Origin of the sequence: Mycobacterium sp. ITM-2016-00317, from assembly GCF_002968295.1 — a bacterium.
In the GTDB taxonomy this organism is placed as follows: domain Bacteria; phylum Actinomycetota; class Actinomycetes; order Mycobacteriales; family Mycobacteriaceae; genus Mycobacterium.
On the sequence record NZ_CP134399.1, the window covers coordinates 2,566,156 to 2,580,871 of the forward strand.

The 14,716-nt window shown below is 70.3% G+C and carries 14 protein-coding genes and 1 pseudogene; 12 read left to right on the forward strand and 3 right to left on the reverse strand.

The features are described from left to right. The first annotated feature begins 69 nt into the window (after positions 1 to 69). From alaS to aroB, 8 genes and pseudogenes are all read left to right on the forward strand, one after another. Complete coding sequence (gene alaS / locus C6A87_RS12295) at positions 70 to 2,766, forward strand: alanine--tRNA ligase (protein ID WP_311117467.1); 2,697 nt, start codon at positions 70 to 72, stop codon at positions 2,764 to 2,766. Positions 2,767 to 2,797: 31 nt separating this feature from the next. Continuing rightward, positions 2,798 to 3,298 carry a Holliday junction resolvase RuvX gene (gene ruvX, locus C6A87_RS12300; protein ID WP_311117906.1) on the forward strand — a complete coding sequence of 167 codons (501 nt, stop codon included), beginning with the start codon at positions 2,798 to 2,800 and terminating at the stop codon, positions 3,296 to 3,298. After that, positions 3,291 to 4,538 carry an endolytic transglycosylase MltG gene (mltG, locus tag C6A87_RS12305; protein ID WP_311117468.1) on the forward strand — a complete coding sequence of 416 codons (1,248 nt, stop codon included), beginning with the start codon at positions 3,291 to 3,293 and terminating at the stop codon, positions 4,536 to 4,538. The genes ruvX and mltG overlap by 8 nt, the downstream gene beginning before the upstream one ends. Next, positions 4,535 to 5,347, forward strand: coding sequence for a shikimate dehydrogenase (locus tag C6A87_RS12310; protein ID WP_311117469.1), 813 nt, complete (start codon positions 4,535 to 4,537; stop codon positions 5,345 to 5,347). The genes mltG and C6A87_RS12310 overlap by 4 nt, the downstream gene beginning before the upstream one ends. 9 nt (positions 5,348 to 5,356) lie before the next feature. After that, positions 5,357 to 5,809, forward strand: a complete 453-nt coding sequence (locus tag C6A87_RS12315; RefSeq protein ID WP_311117470.1) for an A24 family peptidase — start codon at positions 5,357 to 5,359, stop codon at positions 5,807 to 5,809. A gap of 49 nt (positions 5,810 to 5,858) precedes the next feature. After that, entirely contained in the window at positions 5,859 to 7,073 is a 1,215-nt protein-coding gene (gene aroC / locus C6A87_RS12320; RefSeq protein ID WP_311117471.1) for a chorismate synthase, read from the forward strand. Further along, positions 7,073 to 7,582, forward strand: a pseudogene (locus C6A87_RS12325) (shikimate kinase); the annotation flags it as partial. The gene aroC and the pseudogene C6A87_RS12325, both read left to right, overlap by 1 nt. Before the next feature lie 161 nt (positions 7,583 to 7,743). Beyond that, entirely contained in the window at positions 7,744 to 8,823 is a 1,080-nt protein-coding gene (aroB, locus tag C6A87_RS12330) for a 3-dehydroquinate synthase (RefSeq protein ID WP_311117907.1), read from the forward strand. Here the strand turns inward: aroB and C6A87_RS12335 are convergent. After that, positions 8,820 to 9,428 (reverse strand): B-4DMT family transporter, encoded by a 609-nt coding sequence (locus C6A87_RS12335; RefSeq protein WP_311117472.1) that lies wholly within the window; start codon positions 9,426 to 9,428, stop codon positions 8,820 to 8,822. The genes aroB and C6A87_RS12335 overlap by 4 nt on opposite strands. Positions 9,429 to 9,461: 33 nt before the next feature. On the opposite strand from C6A87_RS12335, the gene C6A87_RS12340 reads away from it, so the two are divergent. The 4 genes from C6A87_RS12340 to C6A87_RS12355 are packed head-to-tail and all read left to right on the forward strand — an operon-like array spanning position 9,462 to position 12,158. Continuing rightward, positions 9,462 to 10,544 (forward strand): Xaa-Pro peptidase family protein, encoded by a 1,083-nt coding sequence (locus C6A87_RS12340; protein ID WP_311117473.1) that lies wholly within the window; start codon positions 9,462 to 9,464, stop codon positions 10,542 to 10,544. 20 nt (positions 10,545 to 10,564) lie between these two features. Next, entirely contained in the window at positions 10,565 to 11,128 is a 564-nt protein-coding gene (efp, locus tag C6A87_RS12345; protein WP_311117474.1) for an elongation factor P, read from the forward strand. Then, positions 11,121 to 11,612 (forward strand): transcription antitermination factor NusB, encoded by a 492-nt coding sequence (gene nusB / locus C6A87_RS12350; RefSeq protein WP_311117475.1) that lies wholly within the window; start codon positions 11,121 to 11,123, stop codon positions 11,610 to 11,612. The genes efp and nusB overlap by 8 nt, the downstream gene beginning before the upstream one ends. After that, complete coding sequence (locus tag C6A87_RS12355) at positions 11,613 to 12,158, forward strand: hypothetical protein (protein ID WP_311117476.1); 546 nt, start codon at positions 11,613 to 11,615, stop codon at positions 12,156 to 12,158. It abuts the gene before it with no gap. 3 nt (positions 12,159 to 12,161) lie between these two features. Here C6A87_RS12355 and C6A87_RS12360 read toward each other — a convergent pair whose 3' ends face one another. Together C6A87_RS12360 and C6A87_RS12365 are read right to left on the reverse strand one after the other, a co-directional pair. Continuing rightward, positions 12,162 to 13,445 (reverse strand): HNH endonuclease, encoded by a 1,284-nt coding sequence (locus tag C6A87_RS12360; RefSeq protein ID WP_311117477.1) that lies wholly within the window; start codon positions 13,443 to 13,445, stop codon positions 12,162 to 12,164. A gap of 38 nt (positions 13,446 to 13,483) precedes the next feature. After that, positions 13,484 to 14,689: a serine hydrolase domain-containing protein gene (locus tag C6A87_RS12365; RefSeq protein WP_311117478.1), complete on the reverse strand. Its 1,206-nt coding sequence runs from the start codon at positions 14,687 to 14,689 to the stop codon at positions 13,484 to 13,486. Between the last annotated feature and the right edge of the window lie 27 nt (positions 14,690 to 14,716).

Here is a 14,716-nt window from a genome sequence, read left to right on the forward strand (position 1 = left end):
CCGGCGAGACCGCGACCGGTACTGTGGTGCGGTCGAGTATTCGCAGGTTAAACCGAAGGACAACAGGACGTGGAGACACACGAGATCAGGAAACGCTTCCTTGATCACTTCGTGAAAGCGGGTCACACCGAGGTGCCGAGCGCGTCGGTGATCCTCGACGACCCCAACCTGTTGTTCGTCAACGCCGGGATGGTGCAGTTCGTCCCTTACTTCCTCGGCCAGCGCACGCCGCCGTGGAATCGTGCCGTCAGCGTCCAGAAGTGCATCCGCACCCCGGACATCGACGAGGTGGGCATCACCACCCGGCACAACACCTTCTTCCAGATGGCCGGCAACTTCAGCTTCGGCGACTACTTCAAGAAGGCCGCCATCGAGTTCGCCTGGACGCTGCTGACCAACCCGGTCGACCAGGGCGGATACGGCTTCGAGCCCGAACGGCTCTGGGCCACCGTGTATCTCGACGACGACGAAGCCATCGGCTACTGGCAGGAGGTGGCCGGGCTGCCGCTGGACCGCATCCAGCGCCGCGGCATGGCCGACAACTACTGGTCGATGGGCATTCCCGGACCGTGCGGGCCGTCCTCGGAGATCTACTACGACCGCGGCGCCGAGTACGGCGTCGAGGGCGGGCCCGAGGCCAACGAGGACCGCTACATCGAGATCTGGAATCTCGTGTTCATGCAGAACGAGCGCGGTGAGGGCACCTCGAAGGAGAACTTCGAGATCCTCGGGCCGCTGCCGCGCAAGAACATCGACACCGGCATGGGCATCGAGCGGGTGGCCTGCCTGCTCCAGAACGTGGACAACGTCTACGAGACCGATCTGCTGCGCCCGGTCATCGACCTGGTCGCGGGCCGCGCGCCGCGCGGGTACGGGCAGGGCATCCACGACGACGACGTCCGCTACCGGATCATCGCCGACCACAGCCGGACCGCCGCGATCATCATCGGCGACGGCATCAGCCCCGGCAACGAGGGCCGCGGGTACGTGCTGCGCCGCCTGCTGCGCCGCATCATCCGTGCCGCCAAACTGCTCGGCGTCGACGAGCCGATCATGGCGTCGTTGATGACGACGGTCCGCGACGCGATGAGCCCGTCCTACCCGGAACTGGGCACGGACTTCGATCGCATCCAGCGCATCGCGGTGGCCGAGGAGACGGCCTTCAACCGGACGCTGGCGTCCGGGTCGCGACTGTTCGACGAGGCGGCCCGCGCCACCAAGGCCGCCGGCGCCGGAAAGCTCTCCGGCCGTGACGCGTTCACCTTGCACGACACCTACGGCTTCCCGATCGAACTGACCCTGGAGATGGCCGCCGAGGCCGACCTCAGCGTCGACGAAGAGGGCTTCCGCGGGCTGATGGCCGAGCAGCGGGCCCGTGCCAAAGCCGACGCGGCGGCACGCAAGCAGGCCCACGCCGACCTGTCGGCCTACCGCGAGCTCGTCGACGCCGGACCGACCGAGTTCACCGGCTTCGACGAACTGTCCAGCGAGGCACGGATTCTCGGCATCTTCGTGGACGGCAAGCGGGTTCCGGTGGTGGCGCACGCCGGCCGCGACGGCGCCCACGAACGCATCGAGCTGATCCTGGACCGCAGCCCGTTCTACGCCGAGTCCGGCGGGCAGATCGCCGACGAGGGCACGATCGCAGGCACCGGGTCCTCGGAGACCGCCAAAGCAGCGGTGACCGACGTCCAGAAGATCGCGAAAACCCTGTGGTCCCACCGCGTCAACGTGGAGTCGGGGGAGTTCGTCGAAGGCGACACCGTGCTGGCCGCCGTCGACCCGCGCTGGCGCCACGGCGCCACCCAGGGCCACTCGGGCACCCACATGGTGCACGCGGCGCTGCGACAGGTGCTGGGGCCCAACGCCGTCCAGGCCGGCTCCCTGAACCGCCCGGGCTACCTGCGGTTCGACTTCAACTGGCAGGGCGCACTGTCGGACGACCAGCGCAGCCAGATCGAGGAAGTCACCAACGAGGCCGTCGAAGCCGACTTCGAGGTGCACAGCTTCACCACCGGGCTGGAGAAGGCCAAGGCCATGGGGGCGATGGCGCTGTTCGGCGAGAACTACCCCGACGAGGTCCGGGTGGTCGAGATCGGTGGACCGTTCTCCCTGGAGCTGTGCGGCGGCACCCACGTGCGCAGGTCGGCACAGATCGGCCCGGTGACGATCCTCGGCGAGTCCTCGGTGGGCTCGGGGGTGCGCCGCGTCGAGGCCTACGTCGGTCTGGACTCGTTCCGCCACCTGGCCAAGGAACGCGCGCTGATGGCGGGCCTGGCGTCGTCGCTGAAGGTTCCGTCCGACGAGGTGCCCGCGCGGGTGGCCACGCTGGTGGAGCGCCTGCGCGCCGCGGAGAAGGAACTCGACCGGCTGCGGCTGGCCAGTGCCCGCTCGGCGGCGGTCAACGCCGCCGCCGGTGCCGAGCAGATCGGCGCCGTGCGGCTGGTGGCCCAGCGGATGGCCGGCGGCATCTCGGCCGGTGACATGCGCTCCCTGGTGGGCGACATCCGCGGCAAGCTCGGCAGCGACGCCGCGGTGATCGCGCTGATCGCCGAGGGGGACAACGACTCGGTCCCGTTCGTGGTGTCCGTCAACCCGGCCGCGCAGGACCACGGACTGCGCGCCGACGAGCTGGTCAAGGTCATGGGCGCGGCGGTGAACGGCCGCGGGGGTGGCAAGGCGGATCTCGCCCAGGGCTCCGGCAAGGGGGCTGCGGGTATCGATGCGGCGCTGGCGGCGCTACGCGCGGAGATCGGCCGGAGCTGACCGAGTGCCCGACACCGACTCGACCAGCCGCATGCCTGACCGGCCGGGCGATCCGAGCACGGCTCCGGATCCTGGGCGTGGGCGACGGCTCGGTGTCGACGTGGGCACGGTGCGGATCGGGGTCGCCGTCAGTGACCCGGACGCGGTCCTGGCCACGCCGGTCGAGACGGTCCGCCGCGAGAAGCGGGGAGATCGACACGTGCGCCGGCTGGCCGCACTGGTCGACGAGTACGAGGTCGTCGAGGTCGTGGTCGGACTGCCGCGGACGCTGGCCGACCGGGCGGGGACCTCGGCGCAGGATGCGGTAGACGTCGCAGACGTGCTGGCCCGGCGCATCGCGCCGGTACCGGTCCGGCTCAGCGACGAGCGTTTCACGACGGTGACAGCACAGCGTGCCCTGCGGGAGGCAGGTGTTCGTTCCCGCGGCCAGCGATCGGTGATCGATCAGGCCGCGGCGGTGGGGATCCTTCAGAACTGGCTGGACCAGCGGCGGGCGGCGTTGCCCGCACACGGAGAGGTCTCGGATGACTGACGACTGGCGGAGTGACCGGGCCGAGCCGTTGGCGGTGGGACCGCCGAGACAGCGGATGACCCGACGCGAACGCGCCCGGCAGGAGCGTCTGCGGCGCAGGCGGCGCGTCGCCGTCGTCTTCTCGGTGACGATGCTGGTGGTCATCGTGATCGGCGCGGTGTTCCTCGGGTCGCGGATGTGGCACTCGCTGTTCGGCGGGGCCGGCGACGACTTCGCAGGCAGCGGCCTCAACGACGTGGTGATCCAGGTGCACGACGGTGACTCCACCACCGCGATCGGGCAGACCCTGCACGACAACAACGTGGTGGCCAACGTCAAGGTGTTCGTCGAGGCCGCCGACGGCAACGCGGCGATCTCGTCGATCCAGCCCGGCTTCTACAAGGTGCGCACCGAGATCCCGGCCGCCGATGCCGTGGAGCGCCTCGCCGACCCGGACAACCGCGTCGGCAAGCTGGTGATCCCGGAGGGCCGCCAGCTCGACGACGTGCGCGACGTCAAGACCGACGCGGTGACCGCGGGCATTCTGACGCTGATCGCCAATGCGTCGTGCGTGGAGCTCGACGGGGACCGCCGCTGCGTCGCCGCCGAGGACCTGAAGAACGTCGCGAGCGGCGCAGACCCCGCCGCCATCGGTGTGCCGCAGTGGGCGAGCGGCGCGGTGGCCGCGCTCGGCTCCGATCACCGCCGGCTGGAGGGCCTGATCGCGCCGGGCGCGTGGAACATCGACCCGTCGGCCAGTCCGCAGGACATTCTCACCACGCTGATCTCCGACAGCGTGGTCCAGTACGAGGCAGGTGGTCTGCTCGCCGCCGCCACCGCCGCCGACATGTCGCCGTACGAGATCCTCACCGTCGGATCGCTGGTGCAACGGGAGTCCACTCCGGAGGACTTCTCCAAGGTCGCGCGGGTGATCTACAACCGCCTCGACGAGAACCGCACCCTGGAGTTCGACTCGACGGTGAACTACCCGCTGGACCGGATCGAGGTCGCCACCACCGACGCCGACCGCGCCCAGGCCACCGAGTGGAACACCTACGTGCGGCCCGGCCTTCCGGCCACGCCGATCTGCTCGCCGAGTTCGCCCGCGCTGCTGGCCGCCGAGCATCCGGAGCCGGGGGACTGGCTGTACTTCGTGACCGTCGACATGAGGGGCACCACGCTGTTCGCCCGCGAGTACGAGCAGCACCTGGCCAACATCGAAATCGCCCGGCGCAACGGCGTCCTCGACTCGGCGCGATGACAGTCACCGCCCGACGGGCGGCCGTGTTGGGGTCGCCCATCGCTCATTCGCGCTCGCCACAGCTGCACCTGGCCGCCTACCGGGCCCTGGGGCTGACCGACTGGACCTACGAGCGCATCGAGTGCACCGCCGAGCAACTGCCCGCTCTGGTGGCCGGGTTCGGCCCGGAGTGGGTGGGGGTCTCGGTGACGATGCCGGGCAAGTTCGCCGCGCTGCGTGTCGCGGACGAGGCCACCGACCGGGCCAGGTTGGTCGGCTCGGCCAACACACTGGTGCACACCGGCGCCGGGTGGCGCGCGGACAACACCGACGTCGACGGCGTGATCGGCGCGCTGGCCGGGGTCCGGGTGTCGGACCGGGCGATGGTGCTCGGCTCGGGCGGCACTGCCCCCGCGATGGTCGTGGGATTGGTGACGCTGGGCGCGCGGTCGGTGGAGGTGGTGGCCCGCAACGCGGCCAAGGCCGCGGGGCTGGTCGACCTCGCGCAGCGGTGCGGCGCGCACGGCGAGTGGGTCGACCTCGACCAGGACCGGCTGGCCGACGCGGTGACCGGCGTCGAGGTGGTGGCGAACACCGTGCCTGCGGACGCGGTGGCGCCGTATGCGCACGCTTTGGCCGCGGCGCCGGTGCTGCTGGACGCGATCTACGATCCGTGGCCCACCCCGCTGGCGGCGGCCGTGCAGGCCGCGGGCGGACGGGTCATCGGCGGACTGGAGATGCTGCTCAACCAGGCCTTCGCCCAGGTGGAGCAGTTCACCGGGCGACCGGCGCCCAAAGAGGCGATGCGGGCGGCGCTCACCGGGCCCTAGCCTTGGTGGGTGGGGGAGTTCGGGCCGGCGGTGGCCGCCGTCGGGGTGGCCGTGTGGCTGATCACGTTGAGCACGTACGACTTTCGGCACCGGCGGCTGCCGAACATGCTGACCGTCCCCGGCGCGGTGGTGATTCTGTCGGCCGCGGCGGTGACCGGGCACGGCGGGGCCGCAGCGCTCGGGGCGGCCGCGCTGTCGGCGATCTACGCCGCGGTGCACCTGATCGCACCGGCGGCGATGGGCGCAGGCGACGTCAAGCTCGCCGTCGGGCTGGGTGGGCTGACGGGCGTGTTCGGGCCGGACGTGTGGGTGCTGTCCGCGGCCGGTGCGCCGCTGCTGACGGCCGCGCTGGCACTGGGCCTGCGCGCGTTCGGTGCGGGCCCGACGGTGCCGCACGGTCCGTCGATGTGTCTGAGCAGCGCGGCGGTGCTGACCCTGGTGTTGCACAGCCAGGGCCTGTGAATGTCGCCGGTTTTCGGGACTGAGGGTCCGTCATGCGAAAATGGGCCGCGTGTTGCGATGGACGACTGCAGGTGAATCCCACGGCCGGGCGCTGGTGGCCATGGTCGAAGGCATGGTCGCCGGCGTCCATGTGACGTCCCAGGACATTTCGGCCCAACTGGCCCGCCGCCGCCTCGGCTACGGCCGCGGCGCCCGGATGAAGTTCGAGCAGGATCAGGTCACGGTGCTGACCGGGGTGCGTCACGGGCTGACCCTCGGCGGCCCGATCGCGATCGAGATCGGCAACACCGAGTGGCCGAAGTGGGAGGCCGTGATGGCCGCCGACCCCGTCGACCCCGAGGTGCTGGCCGCGAGCGCGGCGCGCAACGCACCGCTGACCCGTCCCCGTCCCGGGCACGCCGACTACGCGGGCATGCTCAAGTACGGCTTCGACGACGCCCGCCCGGTCCTTGAGCGCGCCAGCGCGCGCGAGACGGCGGCCCGGGTCGCCGCGGGCACCGTGGCGCGGGAGTTCCTCCGGCAGGCACTCGGGGTCGAGATCGTCTCCCACGTGATCTCCATCGGCGCGTCCACGCCCTACGACGGACCGGCGCCGCAGTTCGCCGACCTGGCTGCGATCGACGCCAGCCCGGTGCGCGCGTTTGACCCGGCCAGCGAGGCGCTGATGATCGACGAGATCGAGGCCGCCAAGCGCGACGGAGACACCCTCGGCGGGGTGGTCGAGGTGGTCGCCCACGGACTTCCCGTCGGCCTGGGCTCGTTCACCAGCGGCGACAACCGGCTCGACAGCCAGCTTGCTGGTGCGGTGATGGGCATCCAGGCGATCAAGGGTGTCGAGATCGGCGACGGGTTCGAGACCGCCCGGCGACGCGGCAGCGTCGCCCACGACGAGATCTACCCGGGCCCCGGCGGCGTGATGCGCTCCACCAACCGGGCCGGCGGACTCGAGGGCGGCATGACCAACGGGCTGCCTGTCCGCGTCCGCGCCGCGATGAAGCCGATCTCCACCGTGCCGCGCGCGCTGGCCACCGTCGACATGACCACCGGCGACGAGGCCGTCGCGATCCACCAGCGCTCCGACGTGTGCGCGGTGCCCGCGGCCGGCGTGGTCGTCGAGACCATGGTCGCGCTCGTGCTCGCCCGCGCCGCGCTGGAGAAGTTCGGCGGCGACTCGCTGGACGAGACCCGGGCCAACATCGAGAACTACCTGCGTGCCGTCGCGGCGCGCGAGCCGTCCACCGGCGGGGCAAGGGCCTCGGGCTGATGGCGCCGAAGGCGGTACTGGTCGGGCTGCCCGGCTCCGGCAAGTCCACTATCGGACGGCGCCTGGCCAAGGCGCTGGAGGTGCCGCTGCTCGACACCGACGCCGCCATCGAGAAGCGCACCGGCCGCACCATCGCCGACGTCTTCGCCACCGACGGCGAAGCCGAGTTCCGGCGCATCGAGGAGTCCGTGATCCGCGAGGCGCTGGCCGAGCACGACGGCGTGCTGTCGCTGGGCGGCGGAGCGGTGATCACCGAGGGCGTGCGCGAGGCGCTGTGCGGTCACACCGTGATCTATCTGGAGATCAGCGCCGCGGAGGGCGTGCGCCGCACCGGCGGCACCACCGTCCGCCCGCTGCTGGCCGGTCCCGATCGTGGCGAGAAGTTCAAAGCGTTGATGGCCCAACGGGTTCCGCTGTACCGGCAGGTCGCCACGATGCGCGTCAACACCGATCACCGCAACCCTGGTGCGGTGGTGCGGCACATCGTCGGCCGCTTGGAGAACCCGACGGCCAAACCCGACCGACGGCGTCGGCGATCTGTCTGGCGACGGGCGCCGCTGTCACTGACGGCCTCGCCGTCGACGGAGGCGCCGCCCAGTCCCGCCGCGGTCGCGGCCAAGAAGAGCACGGGCTCGCCGTGCACGCGAAAGGACACCCCGTGACAGAGTCGGTGACCGACCCGGTAACCGTGCACGTCCGTACCGACCCGCCCTACCCGGTGATCATCGGCACCGGGCTGCTCGGCGATCTGGCGCGCATCCTCGACGGCAGGCACAAGGTCGCGATCCTGCACCAGCCGACGCTGACCCAGACCGCGGAGGCCATCCGGAGCCATCTGGCGGAGCAGGGCATCGACGCGCATCGCGTCGAGCTCCCGGACGCCGAGGGCGGCAAGGAACTGCCCGTCGTCGGGTTCATCTGGGAGGTGCTCGGCCGCATCGGCGTGGGCCGCAAGGACGCGATCGTCAGCCTGGGCGGAGGAGCGGCCACCGACGTCGCCGGCTTCGCCGCGGCCACCTGGTTGCGCGGCATCGACATCGTGCACGTGCCGACCACGCTGCTGGGCATGGTCGATGCGGCGGTCGGCGGCAAGACCGGCATCAACACCGACGCGGGCAAGAACCTCGTCGGCGCGTTCCACCAGCCCGCCGCGGTACTCATCGACCTGGCGACGCTGGAAACGTTGCCGCGCAACGAGATCGTGGCCGGCATGGCCGAGATCGTGAAGGCGGGCTTCATCGCCGACCCGGTCATCCTGGAGATGATCGAGGCCGATCCGCAGGCCGCGCTCGACCCGACGGGGTCGGTGCTGCCGGAGCTGATCCGGCGGGCGGTCGTGGTCAAGGCCGAGGTGGTGGCCGCCGACGAGAAGGAATCGCAGCTACGCGAGATCCTCAACTACGGGCACACCCTCGCGCACGCGATCGAGCGCCGGGAGCGGTACCAGTGGCGCCACGGAGCGGCGGTGTCGGTGGGCCTGGTGTTCGCCGCCGAACTGGGCCGGCTGGCCGGGCGGCTCGACGACGCCACGGCCGAACGGCACCGCGCGATCCTGACGTCGCTGGGCCTTCCGGTCAGCTACGACGCCGACGCACTGCCGCAGCTGCTGGAGTCGATGCTCGGGGACAAGAAGACCCGTGCGGGGGTGCTGCGGTTCGTCGTGCTCGACGGGCTCGCCAAGCCCGGACGGCTGGAAGGTCCGGACCCGGCGCTGGTCGCCGCCGCGTACGCCGAGGTGGCGCGCAGCTAGTTGGTGTCGCTTTTGCGGTCGACCGGGCGGGTCGAATCGTCCTCGGCGAGGGCGACGGACGACGGCTGGCGCTCGGTCTCGGCGCCGTCCGGATACGTCTCGTAGTCGCGGTCGTCGCGCACCGCGGCGAACACGTCGGTGTCGGCACGGTCGTCGTCGGTCTCCCGGCGGCGCGGCTCGTCGGGGGTCTTGCGGTCGACGAGCCAGCGTCCGAGTGCGACACCCAGGATGGCCGTCAGGAACACCAGCAGCGCGGTGAACGCGGCGAACGTCGTCAGCTCGTTGATCAGGCCCTCGACGTACAGGTTCTTGTAGAAGATCCCGATGAACCAGGCCACCGCCCCGCTGACGACGCCGGCGAACAGGCCCGCCAGCAACCACGTCATCGCCATGTCGGCGCGCCGTTCGGGGTCCGGGTTCGCCCGCGCGTCGCGGCGACCGTCGACATAACCCCAGATCAGCGACGCGATGGCGTATGCCACGACCAGCGTGACACTGATCAGACCCGCCTTGGTTTCCCACGCGTTGATCAACGCGCCCTGCAACAGTCGGACGATGACCATCAGGGCCGCGAACACCAGTCCGCGCAGCAACCACTTACTCATGAGGGCTCACCTTAGCGAGTAGCGTCACTCGCTGTGACGATTTCTCAGCGCCGCCACCGTTTACGTCAGCGCCTCGCCGAGGCCGGACTGGACGCGATGCTGGTATCCGACCTGGTCAACGTGCGTTATCTGGCCGGTTTCACCGGTTCCAACGCCGCACTGTTGGTCTCCGTCGACGACGAAACGCCGGTGCTGGCGACCGACGGGCGCTACCGGACCCAGGCCGCGCAGCAGTCGCCCGACGCCGAGGTCGTCATCGAACGGGCCTGCGGACCGCATCTGGCGGCGCGCGCGGCCGCGGCCGGAGTCCGCAGACTGGGGTTCGAGAGCCACGTCGTCACCGTCGACGCGTTCGCGGCGCTGACGAAGGCAGCCGGAGAGGGCTGTGAGTTGGTCCGTGCCGCAGGCACCGTCGAAGGTCTGCGTGAGGTCAAGGACGCCGGGGAGATCGCGCTGCTGCGACTGGCGTGCGAGGCCGCCGACGCGGCGCTGAAGGATCTGGTGGACCGGGGTGGGCTGCGCGCAGGCCGTACCGAGAAAGAGGTCCGCAACGAGCTGGAGGCGCTGATGCTCGAGCACGGCGCCGACGGCGCGTCGTTCGAGACGATCGTCGCGGCCGGGGCGAACTCAGCGGTCCCGCATCACCGGCCCACCGACGCCGTGCTGGCCGCCGGCGACTTCGTCAAGATCGACTTCGGCGCACTGGTGGCCGGATACCACTCCGACATGACGCGGACGTTCGCGCTGGCCCCGGTCGCCGACTGGCAGCGGGACCTCTACGACCTGGTCGCCGCCGCCCAGCGGGCAGGCAGCGAGGCCGTCGCACCCGGGGCGGCGCTCAAGGCGGTCGATGCGGCGGCACGGCAGGTGATCGTCGACGCCGGGTACGGCGAGAACTTCGGGCACGGCCTCGGGCACGGGGTGGGGCTGCAGATCCATGAAGCGCCGGGAATCAACGCGGCTTCCGCCGGTACACTGCTTGCTGGCTCTGCGGTGACCGTGGAGCCCGGCGTCTACCTGCCCGACCGCGGCGGTGTCCGCATCGAGGACACGCTCGTGGTCAACAAGCGCCCCGAACTACTCACCAGGTTCCCCAAGGAACTGGTGATCATCTAGAAAGCTAGGAGTACAACCGCGTGGCATCGACCGCCGACTTCAAGAACGGGCTCGTCCTCCAGATCGACGGCCAGCTGTGGCAGATCGTCGAGTTCCAGCACGTCAAGCCGGGCAAGGGGCCGGCCTTCGTGCGGACCAAGCTGAAGAACGTGGTGTCCGGAAAGGTCGTCGACAAGACCTACAACGCCGGCGTGAAGGTGGAGACCGCCACGGTGGACCGCCGCGACGCCACCTATCTGTACCGCGACGGGTCGGACTTCGTGTTCATGGATTCCGAGGACTACGAGCAGCATCCGCTGCCCGAGTCGCTGGTCGGCCGTGCCGCCGGCTTCCTGCTGGAGAGCATGCCCGTGCAGATCGCGTTCCACAACGGAACCCCGCTGTATCTGGAGCTCCCGGTGACCGTCGAGCTCCTGGTCGCGCACACGGAGCCGGGCCTGCAGGGCGACCGCTCCAGCGCCGGCACCAAGCCGGCGACGATGGAGACCGGCGCCGAGATCCAGGTGCCGCTGTTCATCAACACCGGCGACAAGCTCAAGGTGGATTCGCGCGACGGAAGCTACCTGGGAAGGGTCAATGCCTGACCGGAGGGGTGACCGGGGGCGGCACCAGGCCCGTAAACGAGCCGTCGACCTCCTCTTCGAGGCCGAGGCCCGCGGCCTCTCGCCGGCGGAGATCGCCGAGGGGCGAAATGCGCTGGCGGAGAAGCAGACTGATGACCTCACTCCGCTGAACCCGTACACCGTCACGGTGGCGCGCGGGGTCACCGAGCACGCCGCGCACATCGACGACCTGATCTCCTCGCATCTGCAGGGCTGGACGCTGGACCGGCTGCCCGCCGTGGACCGGGCGATCCTGCGGGTGGCGGTGTGGGAACTGCTGCACGCCGAGGATGTGCCGGAGCCGGTGGCCGTCGACGAGGCGGTGGAACTGGCCAAGCAGCTCTCGACCGACGATTCGCCGGGCTTCGTCAACGGAGTGCTCGGCCAGGTGATGCTGGTGACACCGCAGATCCGCGCGGCGGCCGCTGCGGTGCAGGCCAGGTCCGACGGCGGCAGCGGCACATAGATGGGCGCGCCGCAGGACTGGGCTCCGTATTCGAGCGTGCAGGACGCGGCGCGGGTGTATCTGCGCGACCCCGATCTGGCACTGGATCAGATCCGGTCCGTGGTGGAGCCGTCGGCGATCAGCTCCTTCGTCATGTCGCGGGGACTGCGCGACGAGCGGTGGGGTGAGGCGCTCTGGCAGGAGGTGCTCGCCACCGACGGGCACCGCCTGGTGATGTGGCGTGCCGACGACGACGTCGCGTCGTCGGACGTCTCCGTCGAGCCACGCCGGATTTTGTTGTCCTCGGTGCGGACGATCCTGTTGTCCACCATCACCGACCAGGTGCTGTCCACCGAGTACGAAGTGCTCGGAGACGGCACGCGCCGGCTGGCGGAGGTGAAGCTGCGGTTGTACACGCAGTTGGTCACCAGGGCGCGGCAGAAGTCGGCGACCGAGACCGACATCTATTGCGAATCGTTCCGCTTCGTGAAGTCCGTGGACAACGGCGGACTGGCGCAGATGCAACGGCTGCTGCAGTTCGGCCGGGTGCTCTCGCAATCCCTGTAGCCGCTAGGCGGCGTCGAAGGTGACGAGGTCGATGCTGAGTCGGCCTTCGGCCAGGCTGAGCCGTCGTCGCACCGGCGGCCCCGGCAGTTGCGGTGCGGTCGAGGTGTAGGTCGCTCCCGTCGGGGTCACGTACTCGGCCCGATGCTGCCCGTCGGTCTCGCTGGTGGTCACCTGCCAGCCGGGAGCTTCCTTGGTGTAGTTGCAGGCCTCGCACAGTCCGAGCCCGTTGGCTGCGCTGGTCTTTCCGCCTTCGCGGGCGGGGACGGCGTGGTCGTGGTGGCGGATCGCGGCATTGCAATACGGCGTGCGACACGTGCGGTCGCGGCGCTGCAACAGCAGCGCCAGTCCTTTCGGAAACTTCCGGGCCTTCGATTCCATCGCCACCAACTGCCCCGAGTCGGGGTGACGGTACAGCCGCCGCAGCGTGGCCTTGGGTTCGTTGTCAGCGGCCGCATCCCCGGTCAGCGCCCGGCAGAACCCGGCCGGCACTGGGCCGTAGCCGTCGAGCCAGCCCAGCTCGTCATCGTCGCCGGCCAGTGTCGTGTCGGCCATCACCAGACTCACCGCCACCGGCACCGGTTGATCGGCAGCCCGGCCGGTGACCCGCTCATAGACGGTCTCGGCCATCACCTGACCGCGCGGCCGCGCATCAAAGGTGGTGTCGGCGGCTCGTTTACACGCCGCATACAGGCCGACGCCTTTGGCCAGGGGCAGCCGCACGCTGACACACACCATGGTGTCCGACACCGGCCGCACACTGACCGCGCAATCGGCCACCGCGGCCCGGCCCCGCGCGACCACGGCCGCCGCGTCCAGCCGGGCGGTGATCTTCTTGGCCTCGGCCTCGATCCGGTTGTTGCCCCACCCGGCCAACCTGGTGACATCGGCGCACAGTTCGGCGTCCAGTTCCCGCCGATGCGCCACCGACAGACACGCGGATTCCCGCACGATCAGGGTGGCCCGCCATTCCGAGAGCCCCCCGCACGCCAGCGCGGCCAACGTGTGCGGCATCTCGTGCACCAACGCCTGCGCGAACCCCAGATGCCGCCCGCCGCAGACCGGGGCGTCGTGGCGAGCCAACGCCACCTCCGCACCGAGGCCTTTCCCGCGCTTCGCGGGTGGGATCCCGGCCGCCTCCTCGGCCGCGTGCCGTTTGGCCGCCCACAACGCCGTCGCGCGCGCCTGGGCCGCCGCAGCCGCGGACTTCAGCGCCTCCAACCGCTCGACGGCCGCCCGCAGCTCGGCCTGCGACGCCCCATCGTCGATATCGAACAAACTTTCGAACATGCACCCGACGCTACCCCCGGGCCCCGACAAGAACGGCCCTAAAGCTCCAGAGCCTGATAGGTGTTGCGGACGAACTTCGGCTGAGCGCTCTGCAGCTTGGCCAGTGAGGTGTTCCCGGCGACCGCCGCGGCCGCGTCGGCGGTCAGGTTCGGCAGGTTCTGGATCAGGTAGATCAGGATGACGTCGGCCGACGGGTCGGCCTGCCACCACGTGCCGTAGGCGCCGGGCCAGGAGAACGTGCCGAGGCCGCCGGGGCCGAACAGCTGGCGTGACTTCGTGGGATCGGTCACCACCGACAGGTTCAGCCCGAACCCGCGGCCGACCCAGAACGGCGCACCCAGGAAGTCGTGGCGCTTCTGTTCGTCGGTGAGTCGATCGGTGCGCATCAGGCGCACCGACTCCTCGGACAACACCCGCACGCCGTCGAGTTCGCCGCCGGCCAGCAGCATCCGGGCGAAGCGCAGATAGTCGTCCGCCGTCGAGAACAGTCCCGCCCCGCCGGTGCAGAACGGGGGATCGACGATCGGCGGCGGACCCATCACGTCATGGCGCAGCGTGTTGTCCTTGTCCAACTGGTACATCGTGGCCGCGCGCCGCCTGCCGGTCGGCCCGACATGAAAGCCGGTGTCGGACATGCCGAGTGGGCCGAGGATCCGTTCGTTGAGGACCTCGCTGAGCGGCTTGCCCTCGATCCGCGACAACGCGATACCCAGCACGTCGGTGGCGTGGCTGTAGGTCAGGCGCTCGCCGGGCTGGTGCACCAGCGGCAGCGCGGCCAGTTCGGTCAGCCAGCGGTCCTGGTCCTGGCGGGTCGGCAGCTTGCGGTAGGCGTCCGACAGCGGACCCACGACCGAGAACATGTATGCGAGCCCACTGCGGTGGGTCATCAGGTCGTCGATGGTGATGTGCCGCTGCGCGGGCACGGTGCGGTCAAGCCGGCCGCGGGGGTCGACCAGCACCCGCATGTCCGCGAGTTCGGGCAGCCAGGTCGCGACCCGGTCGTCGAGGTTGAGCCGGCCCTCCTCGATCAACGACATCGCCGCGGCCACCGTCACCGGCTTGGTCATCGACGCGATACGAAAGATGGTGTCGCGCTGCATCGGTAGCCGCGCCTCGACGTCGCGGTAGCCCAACTCGTTGACCTGCCGCACCTCGCCGGCGTGCCAGACCAGCGTGACTGCGCCGGCCAGCAGTCCGGCGTCGATCGCTTCGACGATGGAGGTCTTGTTGCGGTCGAAGTTCATCCGGCCGAGGCTACCTGCCGAATACCT